The organism is Mycobacterium sp. HM-7 (assembly GCF_053852335.1).
In genome coordinates, this window is sequence record NZ_CM132657.1 from 3749276 (window position 1) to 3763407 (window position 14132).

A 14132-nucleotide genomic window follows, 5' to 3' on the forward strand; every position below is an offset into this window, starting at 1 on the left:
ATTTACACTGAGTCGAGAGCTCGGGAGGGCAGCCTTGTGATCGACCACGACGACGGGACGCGTACGCCCGTCATCGACGCCAGCGTGCACATTTTCTTCGGATCGAACCGCGACCTTCGCGATGTGCTGCGCGAACCGTTCAAGAGCCGGGGCTTCCCCGACTACGAAATGGACTGGTACGGCGCGCCCGGCGGCGAGTACGCCGCGGGTACCGCCGGGCCCGACGGCCAGTACCCCGGTTCTGATCCCGAGACCGTCGCCGCCCACCTCTTCGAGAACCGCGGTGTCGATGTCGCTGTGCTGCACCCGATGTCGCGCGGCATCATGCCCGACCGGCACCTCGGTAGCGCACTGGCCGCCGCGCACAACGAGATGCTGGTGTCACGCTGGCTGGAACATCCCGAATACGGGGACCGCTTCCGCGGCACCATCCGGATCAACCCCGACGATATCCCCGGTGCGCTGCGCGAGATCGCGAAGTACAAGGACCACCCCCGCGTGGTGCAGCTGGGCATCCCGCTGCAGTCGCGCGAACTCTTCGGCAAGCCGCAGTTCTGGCCGCTGTGGGAGGCAGCGGTCAACGCGAACCTGCCGGTGGCCGCGCACATCGAGGTAGGAGCGGGAATCGCGTCCGCGCCAACGCCGTCGGGCGTACCGAACACCTACGAGCAGTACGCCGGCTTCATGGCGCTGAACTTCCTGTACCACCTCATGAACATGATCGCCGAGGGCGTCTTCGAGCGGATGCCCGAGCTGAAGTTCGTCTGGGCCGACGGTGCCGCCGATCTGCTGACCCCGTTCATGTGGCGCATGGACTGTTTCGGGAGGCCGCATCTCGAGCAGACGCCGTGGGCGCCGAAGATGCCCAGCGACTATCTACCCGGGCACGTGTATTTCATCCAGGGCGCGCTGGACGGACCCGGCGACGCCGAATTCGCCGGCGAGTGGCTGGGTTTCACCGGCAAGGACGACATGGTCATGTACGGGTCCAGCTACCCGCACTGGCAGCTGAACGACCTCACGGTGCCCGACTCCTACAGCGCGCAACAGCGCGACAAGCTGTGCTGGCAAAACGCCGCCGAACTGTACGGCATCGCGGTGCCGGTCGGCGTGTGAGGCAGGAAGGATCGCAATGACTGTGACTGTTACCGAGCGCAAGCCGGCCGCCGAACGCATCGCTGTTCGGTGTGTCGACTCCGACGTACACCCGGCCCCGCGCCGGGGTGAGTTGATCCAGTACATTCCGGAGCCCTGGCGCAGCAAGTACTTCCTGAGCCGTAACGTCGGCGAACAGATCTACTACGACGCCCCCGACTACGCGCACACGTTCGCGATGCGCGTCGATGCCTTCCCACCGGACGGCGAATTCGCCTGCAGCGACCCTGATCTGGCTTTCCAGCAACTGATCATGCAGGCCGGCGCCGACATCGCGATTCTGGAGCCCGCCGCGTACCCCGCGCGCATCGGTGGCGCCAATCATGCCCTCAATGTGGCGCTGAACGAGTGGCAGCTGCATCACTGGCTCGACAGCCACAACAACTGGCACGAACGCTGGCGCGGCTCGATCTGCGTGGCGATCGAAGAACCGCACGCGGCCGCCGCGGAGATCGACCGGCTGGCCGGCCACCCCTTCCTGGGCCAGATCCTGATCAAGGCCGAACCGCGTCCCGCCTGGGGCGACCCGAAATACGATCCCATCTGGGCCGCCGCAACCAAGGCCGACATGCCGGTGAGCTGTCACCTGTCGCGCAGCCACCACGAAGAACTGCCCATGCCACCCGTCGGCATGCCCAGCTACAACCACGACTTCATGGTCACCTATTCGCTGCTTGCCGCGAACCAGGTGATGAGCATGATCTTCGACGGGCTGTTCGACCGGTTCCCCACGCTGCGAGTCGTTTTCGTCGAGCACGCGTTCACCTGGATCCTGCCGCTCATGTGGCGCATGGACAAGCTCTACGAGGCCCGCAAGCCGTGGCTCGACATCAAGCGCAAGCCGAGCGAATACGTCAAGGACCACATCAAGTTCACCACGCAGCCGCTGGACTACCCCGAGGACAAAACCGAACTCACGCGGGCCTTCGAGTGGATGGAGTGCGAGAAGATCCTGTTGTTCAGTTCGGACTATCCGCATTGGACTTTCGACGATCCCCGCTGGCTGGTCAAGCATCTGCCCGAGCACGCACGCGAAGCGGTGATGTTCCGCAATGGCATCGAGACGTACAGGCTCCCGACGACGGTGCCGGCGCTCGAGGGCCAGGTCCGGGTGTTCTGAGTTGACGGAACCGAAAGAGCCCCGTCTCGCACAGGGACGCGAGCACGTCGTCGCCACCGTCGACGAAATCCCGCCGGGCACACACAAGTTGGTACCCATCGGACGGCACGGCGTCGGCGTGTACAACGTCAACGGCACGTTCTACGCCATCGCGAACTACTGCCCGCACGAAGGCGGACCGCTGTGCTCGGGCCGCCCGCGCGGCCGGACAGTCGTCGACGACAGTGTGCCGGGTGACGCCGTGATGGTGCGCGACCTGGAGTTCATCTACTGCCCGTGGCACCAGTGGGGCTTCGAATTGGCCACCGGGACAACAGCTGTGAAGCCCGAATGGAGCATCCGGACCTACCCGGTACGGGTCATCGGCGACGAGGTATGGGTGCAGGCATGACAAACCCCTTTTCCGCGAGCGCGCGTGTTTGCACACGACACGCCGCCTCTTATTGGCATTTTGCGCACGCTCGTAGAGGTGAATCGTGAGCGCGCCCGCGAAGCCGGGCCCCACGCTCAAGCGCGGCGAGAAGGTCATCGAGATCAACGGCGGCAACGTCGTGTACGAGATCCTCGGCAAAATAGGCGATTTCATCGCGTTGACGCCCGGAGGCCGGTTCAGTAAGGACATTCCGGGCCTGCGGCCACTCGCACAGGCGCTTGCCAGGGGCGGCTACCGGGTGCTGCTGTGGGACCGGCCCAACTGCGGCAAGTCCGATGTGCAGTTCTACGGCCAGAGCGAATCCCACATGCGCGCCGAAACTCTGTACACGCTGATCTCGAAGCTCGGGATCGGACCCTGCATCCTCGCCGGCGGCTCGGGCGGCGCCCGGGATTCGATGCTCACCGCGATGCTCTATCCCGAGATCGTCACCAAGCTGGTGGTCTGGAACATCGTCGGCGGCGTCTACGGCTCCTTCGTCCTGGGCTCGTACTACATCGTGCCGAGCATCCTGGCCGTCCGGGGCGCCGGAATGAAAGGCGTTGCTCAAGTGGATGAATGGCGCGACCGCATCGCGGACAACCCGGCGAATGCCGGTCGCCTCCAGTCCTACGACGACGACGAGTTCCTCAAACTCATGCTCCGGTGGCTCAATGCATTCGTGCCCAAACCCGGCCAGACGATCCCGGGAGTCGAGGACGAGATGTTCGACAACATCACGGTGCCGACCTTGATCATCCGCGGCGGCGAGAATGACCTCGACCATCCGAAGCGGACGTCACTCGAAGTCAGCTGTCTCATCGAAGGTTCGCAACTGATCGACCCGCCGTGGCCCGAAGACGCCTGGGAGCGCGCCAACGAGGCCCGTGCCTCCGGAAAGGTCAAGCACTTCAACATGTTCGACACCTGGGTACAGGCAGCGCCGCCGATCCTGGAGTTCCTCCGCCGATGAGTTCACACCGTGCGGATGTGCACCTCACAGTTCAGCGACGCTTCCAGCGCCGTGTGGATGCGGCTCTCCGGTATCCGTTCCAGGTCGACTTTCGACAAGGTCACGGTGACGATGTCGAAGCCTTCGGAGCCGGGGTCACGTGCGACGTCACCGGCGATCCCGAACCGCGCCAGCACGCCGTGCGCGTCATCATCGGTGCCGCGACTGACGTAGGTGACGACGCCGAGCTGCGGCACGGTTCCGAAAGCCCTGGCGCACAGCGAAAGAACGGATTCCGGCTCACCTCCCGCGACGAGCAGCTGCACCTGGCGACGCCGAGGCGGCATCGCGGCCAGATCCACATCGAGCACGTCCATGTCCGCCGCGGCGGCGAACTCCTTCAGGACTGCCATGCCGTCCGCTAGTTGGTCAGGGGTGAGGACACCCGCAGGGTCGACATCGACCCGCACCACCGCCGTGCGCATGCCGCACAGCCTAACGGTGGCCGCCTGGCCGGGGCTCACCCCGCGACTGCTGTGCGCGTCCCGCGAGGATTACGCCGAATACGTAGCGTCCGGAGGCTATCGCGATCTCACGGACCCGGAGCACCTACTCGACGAGGTCGAACACGCCGGACTGCGCGGCCGCGGTGGCGCCGCGTTCCCGATGGCGGTCAAGCTGCGTTCAGTCCGGACGGGCGGCCGGGACCGGGGCGGAGCAGTCGTCGTCGCCAATGGCGAAGAGGGTGAACCGGCATCCAGCAAAGACCGCTGGCTGCTGCGCAACCGGCCCCACCTCGTGCTGGACGGCTTGCGGCTCGCTGCGACCATCGTCGGCGCCCAGCGGACGTACGTCTATGTCTCGGATCCCGCTGCGGCCGCGAGCGTGGCAGCCGCTGTCGCACAAGGGAACCCGGGACCGCCCGTCGAGGTGGTGACGGTCGCGCCCGGCTATGTCGCCGGCGAGGAGACCGCCGCTGTCCGTGCCATCAACGGTGGACCGGCCAAGCCCACCGACAAACCACCGCGCCCGTTCGAGCAGGGTGTCGCCACGCTGCCCACTCTCGTCAGCAATGTCGAGACCCTGGCGAATCTCCCCTACATTCACGCGCACGGCGGCCGGGACTTCCGATCGGTCGGCACTGCGGACTCCCCGGGCACGTTCCTCGCGACCATCACCGGCGCGGGCCGAGCGCCCGCCCTCTACGAGCTGCCGCACGGCGTCAGATTCGCCGATGTGCTCGAACTCCACGGCGTGCCTGGCGAAATGGCCACGGGCGCTCTGATGGGGGGCTACTTCGCCGGTCTCCTGGGCCCCGGTGTGCTGGACGCGACACTGGACCACGAAACCCTGCGGGGCTTGGGCAGCGGCCTGGGCTGCGGCGCCATCTCGATCCTGAACGGCGACTGCCCGGTGGCGGTCGCCGCGTCGGTACTGGCGTATTTCGACCGCGAGAACGCCGGACAGTGCGGGTCGTGCTTCAACGGCACCGCCGCGATGGCCGCCGCCGCAGCGGGCCTGCGCGACGGTGTCGCAACGGATGACGACATCGGACGACTACGGCGGTGGTCCCGGGAGCTGCGTGGGCGCGGTGCGTGCGCGACGTTGGACGGCGCCGCCAACATCGCGGCCAGCCTCTTGGACCACTTCCCCGCCGAAGTGGCGCGGCATCTGGAGAACGGCTGCCCGGCATGCCAATCCGGTGAATTCATCACGCTGCGGCCCTACGAAGTGGAGGCGGTGATGATGGCATGAAGATCCGCCTGGACCGGACGATGTGCGACGGGTTCGGAGTCTGCGCCAAGCACGCGCCGTCGTACTTCTCCCTCGACGACTGGGGCTACGCGACACTCGTCGGCAACGGCGAAATCGCCGAAGCAGACCAGCCCGCCGTCACACGGGCATTGTTGGACTGCCCGGTGCACGCCATCATCGAAATGACCGGCGGTCCACTCGCGGTGCCCATACCCGCTGCGATTCTCGGGGAGGCGCCCGAGCCACATCCAGAGACCGACGCCAACGAAGCAGAATGGGGATTTGTCCATTGACCCGCACACCGCTGCCACAGGTAACACCGGAGAACGAATTCTTCTGGACCGCAGGAGCAGACGGCAAACTGCGCGTGACCGAGTGCGAGAACTGCCACGCGTTGATCCACCCGCCGGCGCCGGCCTGCCGACACTGCCGCGAGCGAAAGACGGCCATCCGCACGGTATCTGGACTCGCGACGCTGATCGGATTCACGATCAACGAGCGATTCAGTATTCCGGGGCTGCCGGCACCCTACGTGGTCGCCCAGGTCGCGCTCGTCGAAGACCCGCGAGTTCGCCTGACCACCAACATCATCGACTGCGACCCGGCGCAGCTGGAGCTCGGCCAGCAGATGGAGGTCGTCTTCGAGCAGCACGAAGACGTCTGGCTGCCGCTGTTCCGTCCGGTCGCCGACCAACCGGCACTGGCCCCCCTGCCCACCGACGAGATCGAGCCGCAGGATTACGCCAAACACGTGCGGCCGATGATCACCACCGAGAAGTTCGAAGACAAGGCTGCGATCACCGGTGTCGGCGCCTCACAGATGGGCCGCCGGCTGATGCTGGACCCACTGGCGCTGACCATCGAAGCGTGCGAGAACGCCATCGCTGACGCCGGACTCACCATCGATGACATCGACGGGCTGTCGACGTGGCCCGGCGCGGGCCTGCCCGGACCGTTCGGTGAAGGCGGGGTGACCGCGCTGGAAACCGCCCTCGGCCTCAAACCGACCTGGTACAACGGCGGCCCGGAGACGTTCGGGCCCGGCGGCTCGGTCATCGCCGCCATGCTGGCGGTCGCCGGCGGCCTGGCCCGCCACGTGCTGTGCTTCCGCACCCTGTGGCAGGCCACCTATGACGAACTCATGAAGCAGGGCAGGGCCGCACCGATGGGCGGCACCCGGACCACCAGCTGGCAGCTGCCGTTCGGTGCGACGTCGGCCGCGCACACCTTGGCGCAGAACGCGCAACGTCACATGCACCGCTACGGCACCACGAGGGAGACGCTCGGCTGGATTGCGTTGAACCAGCGCGCGAATGCTGCCCTGAATCCGACCGCGATCTATCGCGATCCGATGACCATGGACGACTATCTGAACGCCCGGCCCATCACCACTCCGTTCGGACTCTACGACTGCGACGTGCCGTGCGATGCTTCCATCGCCGTCATCGTGTCGGCCGTCGACGTGGCCCGTGACCTCGCCAAGCCGCCGATCCGGGTGGAAGCGGTCGGCACACAGATCCTCGAACCGATCGAGTGGGACCAGAGCACGCTCACCCACGAACCGCAGGTCCTCGGCCAGGCCGCCCACCTGTGGACCCGAACGAACTTGACGCCCAACGACGTTGACGTCGCCGAGCTCTACGACGGATTCACGTTCAACTGTCTGTCCTGGATCGAGGCGCTCGGGTTCTGCGGTATCGGCGAAGCCAAGGACTTCCTGGACGGCGGCACCAACATCGCCCGCGACGGCGTGCTGCCCCTCAACACCCACGGTGGTCAGTTGTCTCATGGCCGTACCCATGGCATGGGCCTGGTGCACGAGGCCATCTCGCAGCTGCGCGGCGAAGCCGGTGACCGTCAGGTCCCGGATGCCCGCGTGGCAGTGGTCAGTAGCGGCGGCCTCACCCCGAGCGGGGTACTTCTCCTGCGGACCGACTCATGAGCGCGGCGATTAGCACATCCGGATCACCCATCAGCCCGGTGCCGCGGATGGTTCGGGTCGGCGACGTCATGATGTCAGGGCTGATCGCCGAAGCCGACACGCCGCGCGCCGTCATCGTCGCGGTACACGGCGGTGGCAGCAGCGCAGCGTATTTCGATTGTCCGGGACACCCACGACTGTCGCTCATGCGCACCGCCGCCGCACTCGGCTACACCGTCGTCGCACTCGACCGGCCCGGGTACGGGGCGTCGGACGCCTACCCCGATGCGATCGCGCGCCCGGAGCAGCGGATCGCCCTGGCCTACGGCGCGGTCGAGGCAATCCTCGGGTCCCGGGATCGCGGGGCCGGCGTCTTCGTGCTCGGCCACTCCAATGGGTGCGAACTGGCGTTGCGCATGGCTGTCGACGAACGAGCCCGCGAGACAGAGGTTTTCGGTATCGCGCTGGCAGGCACGGGCCTGCGCTACGAGGCCGCTGCCATGGAGATGCTCAAGTCGGCTTCGGTCACCCACCGCCCGCCCGGGCTGCGCCAGCTGCTGTGGCAACCGGCGGAACTCTATCCGCCACTGACGAACACCCCCAATGCGCGCAGTGGCGCACGGTACGAGGCCGCGATGGTCCAAGACTGGCCCCGCACCGATTTCCCGGCACTGGCCGCCGAAGTCCGGGTGCCCGTGCACTTCACCGTCGCCGAGCACGAACGGGTCTGGCAGTCGGACCCGGACGCCGTCTCGGCCATCAGCGGTTTGTTCACCGCCGCACCACGGATGACGGTTCACCGCCAGGTCGGGGCGGGCCACAACATCAGCGTTTCGGTGGGGGCCGCGGCCTACCACCTCACGGTCCTGGCGTTCATCGAGGAATGTCTGGCCGCCCAGCACAGCAACACGGTCACATTGGAGGTCGGTTAGTGCGCGTCGGGTTCATCGGTCTCGGCAGCCAGGGCGCGCCGATGGCGCGTCGGATCGTGGAAGGCGGCTATCCGCTGACGTTGTGGGCCAGGCGGGCCGCCTCTGTCGAGCCGTTCGCCGACACCGCGGCCAAGGTCGTCGAGACCCCCGCCGAGCTGGCTGCCGTCAGCGACCTCGTCTGCGTGTGCGTGGTCGGAGACGACGACGTGCGTCAGGTGCTGACCGGCGAGAACGGCATCTTCGCCGGACTGGCACCGGGCGGCACCGTCGCGATCCACAGCACCGTGCACCCCGACACGTGCCGTGAACTCGCCGAAACCGCTGCCGTCAAGGGCATTTCAGTGGTCGACGCGCCGGTCAGTGGCGGTGGGCCGGCCGCCGCGGCCGGCCGCCTCCTCGTGATGGTCGGCGGCGACGTTGACGTCGTCGAGCGCTGTCGGCCGGTGTTCGCCACCTACGCCGAGCCGGTCGTCCACCTCGGAGATGTCGGCTCCGGTCAGGTGACCAAACTACTGAACAACCTACTGTTCACGGCCAACATCGCGACGGCGAAGTCGACGCTGGACCTCGGTGAGGCACTGGGCGTTTCGGTGGACCGCCTCGCCGAGGTGATCACCCAGGGGTCGGCGAACAGCTTCGCGCTCGGCCGCATCGCCCAATTCGGCGGCAGCCTCGATGTGCTCAAATCCGTCGCGGCGGACCTGCTGCGCAAAGACGTCGGCCTGATCGCCGACCTGGCCGAGACCGCCGGCGCCGAGCCGGGCGCCGTACTCGAATCCGCGGATGCCGCACTGGGTTTGATGGGCCGTACCCGGTGAGCACGGTCGGCTTCGTCGGTGCGGGACGCATGGGTGGTGCCATGGCCGGCCGCCTCGTCGCGGCCGGTCACGAGGTGAACGCCCTGGCGCGGTCACCGCAGAAGAGTGCTGCCATCACCGAACTCGGCGCGACACCGGTCACCGATCTGGCCGCCGTCTGCGCAGGTGCCGACCTGGTCGCCATCTGCGTCTTCACCGATGAGCAGGTGCGGGAGGTCGCCGATGCCCTGGTAGCCGACCTGAGTCCTGGCACCGTCCTGGTCATTCACACCACCGGCAGCCCGCACACCGCAGAGGCCATCGCCGCCCGCGGGGTCGACGTCATCGACGCGGCGGTCAGCGGCGGCCCGCACGACATCTCCGCGGGACGGTTGACGTTGTTCGTCGGCGGGTCCGACACCGCGGTCGAGCGGGCCAGACCGGTGCTGTCGTGTTATGCGGATCCGATCATTCACGCCGGGCCACCCGGTGCCGGCCAGCGGGTCAAGCTGGTCAACAATGCGGTGTTCGCCGCCCAGATCGGGTTGATCAGCGCCGCAGTCGAACTCGGCGAAAGGCTCCACATTCCGGAGTCAACACTGCTGGCCGCCCTGCCCCACGCCAGTGCCGGCAGTCGCGCGCTGGACAGCATCGCGCGAGCGGGTTCGGCCGCTTCGTTCCGCGCGGTCGTCGGTGAGTTCCTGCACAAGGACGTCGCGGCGATCCGAGCCATCGCAGCTGAGTTGAGCACCGGCCTGGGTGTGCTCGACACCATCATCGACACCGGCATGGCGCCGACGGGAGGGAGTAATCCAGCATGACCGCAACGAAACTCGTGTTCGATCCGTTCTCCGAGGACTTCTTCAACGGGCCATGGGAGACGTACCGGCGAATGCGCGCGGAGGCTCCGGTGTATTACAGCGACCAGCACGATTTCTATGCGCTGTCACGTCATCACGACGTGGCCCCGGCGTACCGCGACTTCGACACCTACAGCTCGGCGTACGGAGCTGACCTGTCCATGGTGCGTGCCGACCAGCCGCCGGCGGGCGACCTCCGCATGATCATCTTCATGGACCCACCCGAACACCGGCACATCCGCAGCCTGCTCAACAAGGTGTTCACGCCACGCGCGATCCAAGCGCAACGCGAGACTGTCGAAGCGAAGGTCAACAAATTCCTGAATAACCTCGACCCCAACGGGTTCGACGCGGTGCAGGACTTCACCGGACCGTTCCCTGTCGAGGTGATCACCGAGATGATGGGCGTACCCGAAGAACACGCGCAACAAATCCGGCATTGGATCGACGAAGGCCTGCACCGCGAGGTCGGTCAGGTCGACCCCTCCGAGAAGGCCCTGCAGGCCAACATCACAAGTGCCATGTTCTATCTCGACGTCGTACAACAACGCCGGGCCACCCCGGGCGATGATCTATTGAGCAAGCTCATCGCCGCAGAGGTCGACCGTGAGGACGGGTCGCCAACCCAGTTGGCGGATATCGAAATCGCGGGCTACGCATCGCTGTTGGGTAGTGCGGGCGCGGAGACAGTCACCAAGCTTCTCGGCAACGCCGTGTATCTTTTCGCCCGGTTTCCCGACCAGTGGCAGAAACTGCGCGATGACCGCAGCAAGATTCCGGCCGCCGTCGAGGAACTCCTGCGGTACGAGGCGCCATCGCAGTACAACGTGCGTCGCGCGATGAAGGATGTCCGGCTGTACGACACCACAATCCCAGAAGGCAGCCCGGTCTTCCTGCTCGGCGGATCCGCCAACCGCGACCCCGAGGCGTGGACCGACGCCGACACGTTCGACATCGACCGCAACCACACCGAGGCCCAGAACCTCGGATTCGGGTACGGCATCCACAGCTGCCTGGGAGCAGCGCTGGCGCGGATGGAGAGCGCCATCGCACTGGAGGCGCTGCTCGACTTCATGCCGCGTTACGAAATCGATTGGGACGGTTGTCAACGCGTCCACATGCAGAACGTGATGGGTTGGCAGAACATCCCGGTACGGGTGCTGCGATGAGCAAGGTCAGCGTCGACTTCGGCCTGTGCGAGAGCAACGGCGTCTGTGACGGCATCATCCCCGAGGTGTTCCATCTCGACGACCAGGACTACCTGCACATCCTGGCGGACGAGGTGACGCCGGCCAACCGGGACCGAATCCTCGAAGCCGTCCGCCAATGTCCCCGCCAGGCCATCTCGATCATGGAGGATCCCGCATGAAGCCCTACCGCGTCGCCCAATGGACGACCGGAAACGTCGGGGCGAGTTCGGCCAAAGCCGTTGCCGCACAATAGATCAGCTCTCGGATTGAAGCCGCCGCCCTCTTCGGGCAGGGCATCGCTTCAGCCGACAACCCGGGGTACTCGCGGCTCCGCCGCCTCAGCCTGGCTCGTCCTCGGAGCCCGGCCGCTGGTCTTACACCCTCATCGCGCTAGATCCTGGAGCACTGAATGACTTCTCCCCCAATCCGTCTGGTGCAGTGGACGACCGGCAACGTCTCGCGTGAAGCGGTCAAGGGCATCCTCGAACGCCCTGGCCTTGAACTCGTCGGTGTCTTCGCCTACAGCGCTGACAAAGTCGGGAGGGACCTCGGCGAGCTGTGCGGGCTCGACTGCACACTCGGCGTCGCGGCGACCAATCGCATCGAGGACATCGTTGCGCTGCAGCCGGACTGCGTCGTCTACATGCCGCTGCACCCTGAAATCGAACATCTGGAGACGCTGCTTCGAGCGGGCATCAACGTCGCGACGACTGCGCACTTCATGACCGGCCGTGCCTATGGCGAGGAGGCGCGAGCGCGGCTCGAGGCCGCCGCCGTGGAAGGTGGTGCCAGCATGTTCGGCAGCGGCATCAATCCCGGATACGTGCAGCATCTGGCGTCGGTCGCGACCAACGTGTGTCGTACCGCCAGCTACGTCAGAATCCTTGAGTCGTTCGACATCGGGCCCTGGGCCGGGGACGCGAACCAGGACGAGCTGGGCTGGGGGCGTCCTGCGGGTGACCCGAACCACGCGGCGGACATCAAGCACGCCACCATCCCGTTTGGCGACGCCTGCGAGGCCCTGGCCGAGTTGCTAGACGTCTCCGTCGACGGAATTCGGTGCGATGTGGAGTTCACCTACGCAAGCAAAGATCTCGATATCCCCGGACGTGACGTTCGCGCAGGCACCGTCGCAGGGATCTACGCACGCTGGATCGGCTCAGCGGGCGGTCTCGATGTCGTGGAGACCGCGGTGAAGTGGACTATCACCGCGGACCTCGTCCCAGCATGGGACATCACGATGGACTACGAAATCGAGATCCGCGGCCACCCCAACGTCACCCTCCGCGCCGGAGTGTTACCCGAGTTCGGCTCGATGACGATGGACGAGATGGTCGGCATCGGTTCAGTGATTACGGCGATGCCCGTTGTTAACGCCATCCCGGCCGTCGTCGCGGCGCGGCCCGGCATCGTCGGTTACTCCGACCTCCCAGCCATCGGGACCCGTCTGATACCGGCCTCGCCGCCTGCACAGAGTGCTGCGGTCCCGCCACCCTCGCGTCCACATTTCACGCGCCAATCGACCCTGCACGAACTCACCGCCTCGCCGGTCGGGCGGCTGCTGAACCGAATCGTCGCCAGGCAGGCCAAGAAGACTGCCACCACCGACCGTGACGCCGCGATGTTCGTCGGTATGGCCGCATACCAGAGCATTGAGCAGTTGGTGTTGATGAGCGACGGCAAGATGTCCTGGCCGGTCGCGGACTCGATCATCGATCTGGCGAACGGTCAACCCCATCGTATCGCTTGGCGCGCCGTCGCCGGGGCCCGGAAACGATGGCGAGCACCCTCGTAAACGACCCTGGGGAGTTTCGATGTCGCGTCGCCACCGACGCCTCGGCTCGGCCAGATCATGACCGCTGTACCCGCAGTCGACGCGATTCCGGCGTTGTCGCGGCCGCGCCTGGTATCGCCACCTACAATGACCTGCCACTGACCTTGCCAAGCATGAAAGGCCGTGCATGAAAGAAGGATTCGAGGACCGGGTCGCGCTGATCACGGGCGCGGGCTCGGGTATCGGACGCGCCACCGCCCTGGCGTTCGCCAAGGCCGGTGCCCGCGTCGTCGCCACCGACATCAACGGTGACGCGGCCGGAGAAACCGCCGACCTGATCGGCGACGCCGCCATCGCCATCACCGCCGATATCGCCGACGAAGAATCCGTGGTGCGCGTGGTGACCACGACCCTCGACGCCTACGGCCATATCGACGTGCTGTCCAACAACGCCGGCGTCATCGACACGATGGCGCTACCGGCCGATACCACGCTCGCCGAATGGGACCGGGTCATCCGGATCAACCTGACCGGCACATTCATCGTGACGCACGCGGTGCTCCCTCACATGCTGGACCAACAGCGCGGCGTCATCGTCAACACCGGCTCGGCCGCCGGAGTTCGCGGCGGCTCTGCCGGCGCCGCGTACACCGCTTCCAAGCACGGCGTGATCGGTCTGACCCGCAACATCGCCTGGTCCTACGCCAAGGACGGGATCCGGTGCAACGCAATCCTGCCCGGCCCCACCCTGACCGGAATCACCGGCAGTATCAGCGGATTCGACGAGACCGGTCAGGCCCGCCTGACGCCCATCATCTCGGCGGCCCCGAACATCGCGCTCCCCGAGCAGATGGCCGACGTGATCGTCTTCCTGGCCTCCGACGCCGCCGCGTTCGTCAATGGCGCGATCGTGGCGGCCGACGGCGGGTGGTCAGCGGGCTGAGGCCCGCCGGCAGCCCGGACCTGTCAGGCCCCGAAGCCCGACAGGATCACGGCGTTGCAGTCCGCGGCCGACTGACGGACCTTCGCCGCCGCCTGGTACGCGTCGGATTCGTACCAGGCCCGCGCGGCATCCACCGACTCGAACTCCAGCACCACGGTCTGGTTGCCGTGCCAGCTGCCCTCCAGCACCTGGGGATTCTGGTCCACCGACACGATCGTGGCGGACGACATCGCCTTGCCCGCCAGCTTGGCGTACTCCGCCATGCCGGCCGGGTCCTTGACGTCTTCGGTGAGGATCACGTATCCCTTTGCCACTCGAATC

General features: G+C 66.4%; 16 protein-coding genes and 1 pseudogene. 15 read left to right on the plus strand and 2 right to left on the minus strand.

Annotated elements, in window-relative coordinates; translation table 11 throughout:
* Positions 1-36: 36 nt before the first annotated feature.
* The 4 genes from ACWW1C_RS18010 to ACWW1C_RS18025 all read left to right on the plus strand — a co-directional run bounded on the left by ACWW1C_RS18010 (position 37) and on the right by ACWW1C_RS18025 (position 3660).
* The gene (locus tag ACWW1C_RS18010; protein ID WP_455979653.1) at positions 37-1116 is read left to right on the plus strand and encodes an amidohydrolase family protein; all 1080 of its coding nucleotides are present in this window, start codon (positions 37-39) and stop codon (positions 1114-1116) included.
* A 16-nt stretch (positions 1117-1132) separates the two neighbouring features.
* Positions 1133-2275 (plus strand): amidohydrolase family protein, encoded by a 1143-nt coding sequence (locus tag ACWW1C_RS18015; RefSeq protein ID WP_455979654.1) that lies wholly within the window; start codon positions 1133-1135, stop codon positions 2273-2275.
* Position 2276: 1 nt separating this feature from the next.
* Positions 2277-2666 (plus strand): Rieske (2Fe-2S) protein, encoded by a 390-nt coding sequence (locus tag ACWW1C_RS18020; RefSeq protein WP_455979655.1) that lies wholly within the window; start codon positions 2277-2279, stop codon positions 2664-2666.
* Positions 2667-2751: 85 nt separating this feature from the next.
* A complete protein-coding gene (locus ACWW1C_RS18025) occupies positions 2752-3660 on the plus strand; it encodes an alpha/beta fold hydrolase (RefSeq protein ID WP_455979656.1) in 909 nt (302 codons plus the stop codon).
* 2 nt (positions 3661-3662) lie between these two features.
* Here the strand turns inward: ACWW1C_RS18025 and ACWW1C_RS18030 are convergent, their stop codons facing one another.
* On the minus strand, positions 3663-4124 hold the full coding sequence (locus ACWW1C_RS18030) for a hypothetical protein (protein WP_455979657.1): 462 nt from the start codon (positions 4122-4124) through the stop codon (positions 3663-3665).
* On the opposite strand from ACWW1C_RS18030, the gene ACWW1C_RS18035 reads away from it, so the two are divergent.
* From ACWW1C_RS18035 to ACWW1C_RS18085, 11 genes and pseudogenes are all read left to right on the plus strand, one after another.
* Positions 4117-5394, plus strand: a complete 1278-nt coding sequence (locus ACWW1C_RS18035) for an NADH-ubiquinone oxidoreductase-F iron-sulfur binding region domain-containing protein (protein WP_455979658.1) — start codon at positions 4117-4119, stop codon at positions 5392-5394. The two genes, ACWW1C_RS18030 and ACWW1C_RS18035, sit on opposite strands and share 8 nt — an antisense overlap.
* Positions 5391-5687: a ferredoxin gene (locus ACWW1C_RS18040; protein WP_455979659.1), complete on the plus strand. Its 297-nt coding sequence runs from the start codon at positions 5391-5393 to the stop codon at positions 5685-5687. Before ACWW1C_RS18035 ends, ACWW1C_RS18040 begins: the two co-directional genes overlap by 4 nt.
* Entirely contained in the window at positions 5669-7336 is a 1668-nt protein-coding gene (locus ACWW1C_RS18045) for a thiolase C-terminal domain-containing protein (protein WP_455979660.1), read from the plus strand. The genes ACWW1C_RS18040 and ACWW1C_RS18045 overlap by 19 nt, the downstream gene beginning before the upstream one ends.
* Positions 7333-8247, plus strand: coding sequence for an alpha/beta hydrolase (locus tag ACWW1C_RS18050; protein ID WP_455979661.1), 915 nt, complete (start codon positions 7333-7335; stop codon positions 8245-8247). Before ACWW1C_RS18045 ends, ACWW1C_RS18050 begins: the two co-directional genes overlap by 4 nt.
* On the plus strand, positions 8247-9065 hold the full coding sequence (locus ACWW1C_RS18055) for an NAD(P)-dependent oxidoreductase (RefSeq protein WP_455979662.1): 819 nt from the start codon (positions 8247-8249) through the stop codon (positions 9063-9065). Before ACWW1C_RS18050 ends, ACWW1C_RS18055 begins: the two co-directional genes overlap by 1 nt.
* Entirely contained in the window at positions 9062-9865 is an 804-nt protein-coding gene (locus ACWW1C_RS18060) for an NAD(P)-dependent oxidoreductase (RefSeq protein ID WP_455979663.1), read from the plus strand. Before ACWW1C_RS18055 ends, ACWW1C_RS18060 begins: the two co-directional genes overlap by 4 nt.
* Positions 9862-11073, plus strand: a complete 1212-nt coding sequence (locus tag ACWW1C_RS18065; protein ID WP_455979664.1) for a cytochrome P450 — start codon at positions 9862-9864, stop codon at positions 11071-11073. The genes ACWW1C_RS18060 and ACWW1C_RS18065 overlap by 4 nt, the downstream gene beginning before the upstream one ends.
* Positions 11070-11273: a ferredoxin gene (locus ACWW1C_RS18070; protein ID WP_455979665.1), complete on the plus strand. Its 204-nt coding sequence runs from the start codon at positions 11070-11072 to the stop codon at positions 11271-11273. The genes ACWW1C_RS18065 and ACWW1C_RS18070 overlap by 4 nt, the downstream gene beginning before the upstream one ends.
* Before the next feature lie 230 nt (positions 11274-11503).
* Complete coding sequence (locus tag ACWW1C_RS18075; protein ID WP_455979666.1) at positions 11504-12889, plus strand: NAD(P)H-dependent amine dehydrogenase family protein; 1386 nt, start codon at positions 11504-11506, stop codon at positions 12887-12889.
* Between the two features lie 45 nt (positions 12890-12934).
* A pseudogene (locus ACWW1C_RS18080) lies at positions 12935-13059 on the plus strand (dihydrodipicolinate reductase); the annotation flags it as partial.
* Positions 13056-13811, plus strand: coding sequence for an SDR family NAD(P)-dependent oxidoreductase (locus tag ACWW1C_RS18085; RefSeq protein ID WP_455979667.1), 756 nt, complete (start codon positions 13056-13058; stop codon positions 13809-13811). The pseudogene ACWW1C_RS18080 and the gene ACWW1C_RS18085, both read left to right, overlap by 4 nt.
* A 23-nt stretch (positions 13812-13834) precedes the next feature.
* Here ACWW1C_RS18085 and ACWW1C_RS18090 read toward each other — a convergent pair whose 3' ends face one another.
* Positions 13835-14125 carry a DUF1330 domain-containing protein gene (locus ACWW1C_RS18090; protein WP_020102581.1) on the minus strand — a complete coding sequence of 97 codons (291 nt, stop codon included), beginning with the start codon at positions 14123-14125 and terminating at the stop codon, positions 13835-13837.
* Positions 14126-14132: the final 7 nt, after the last annotated feature.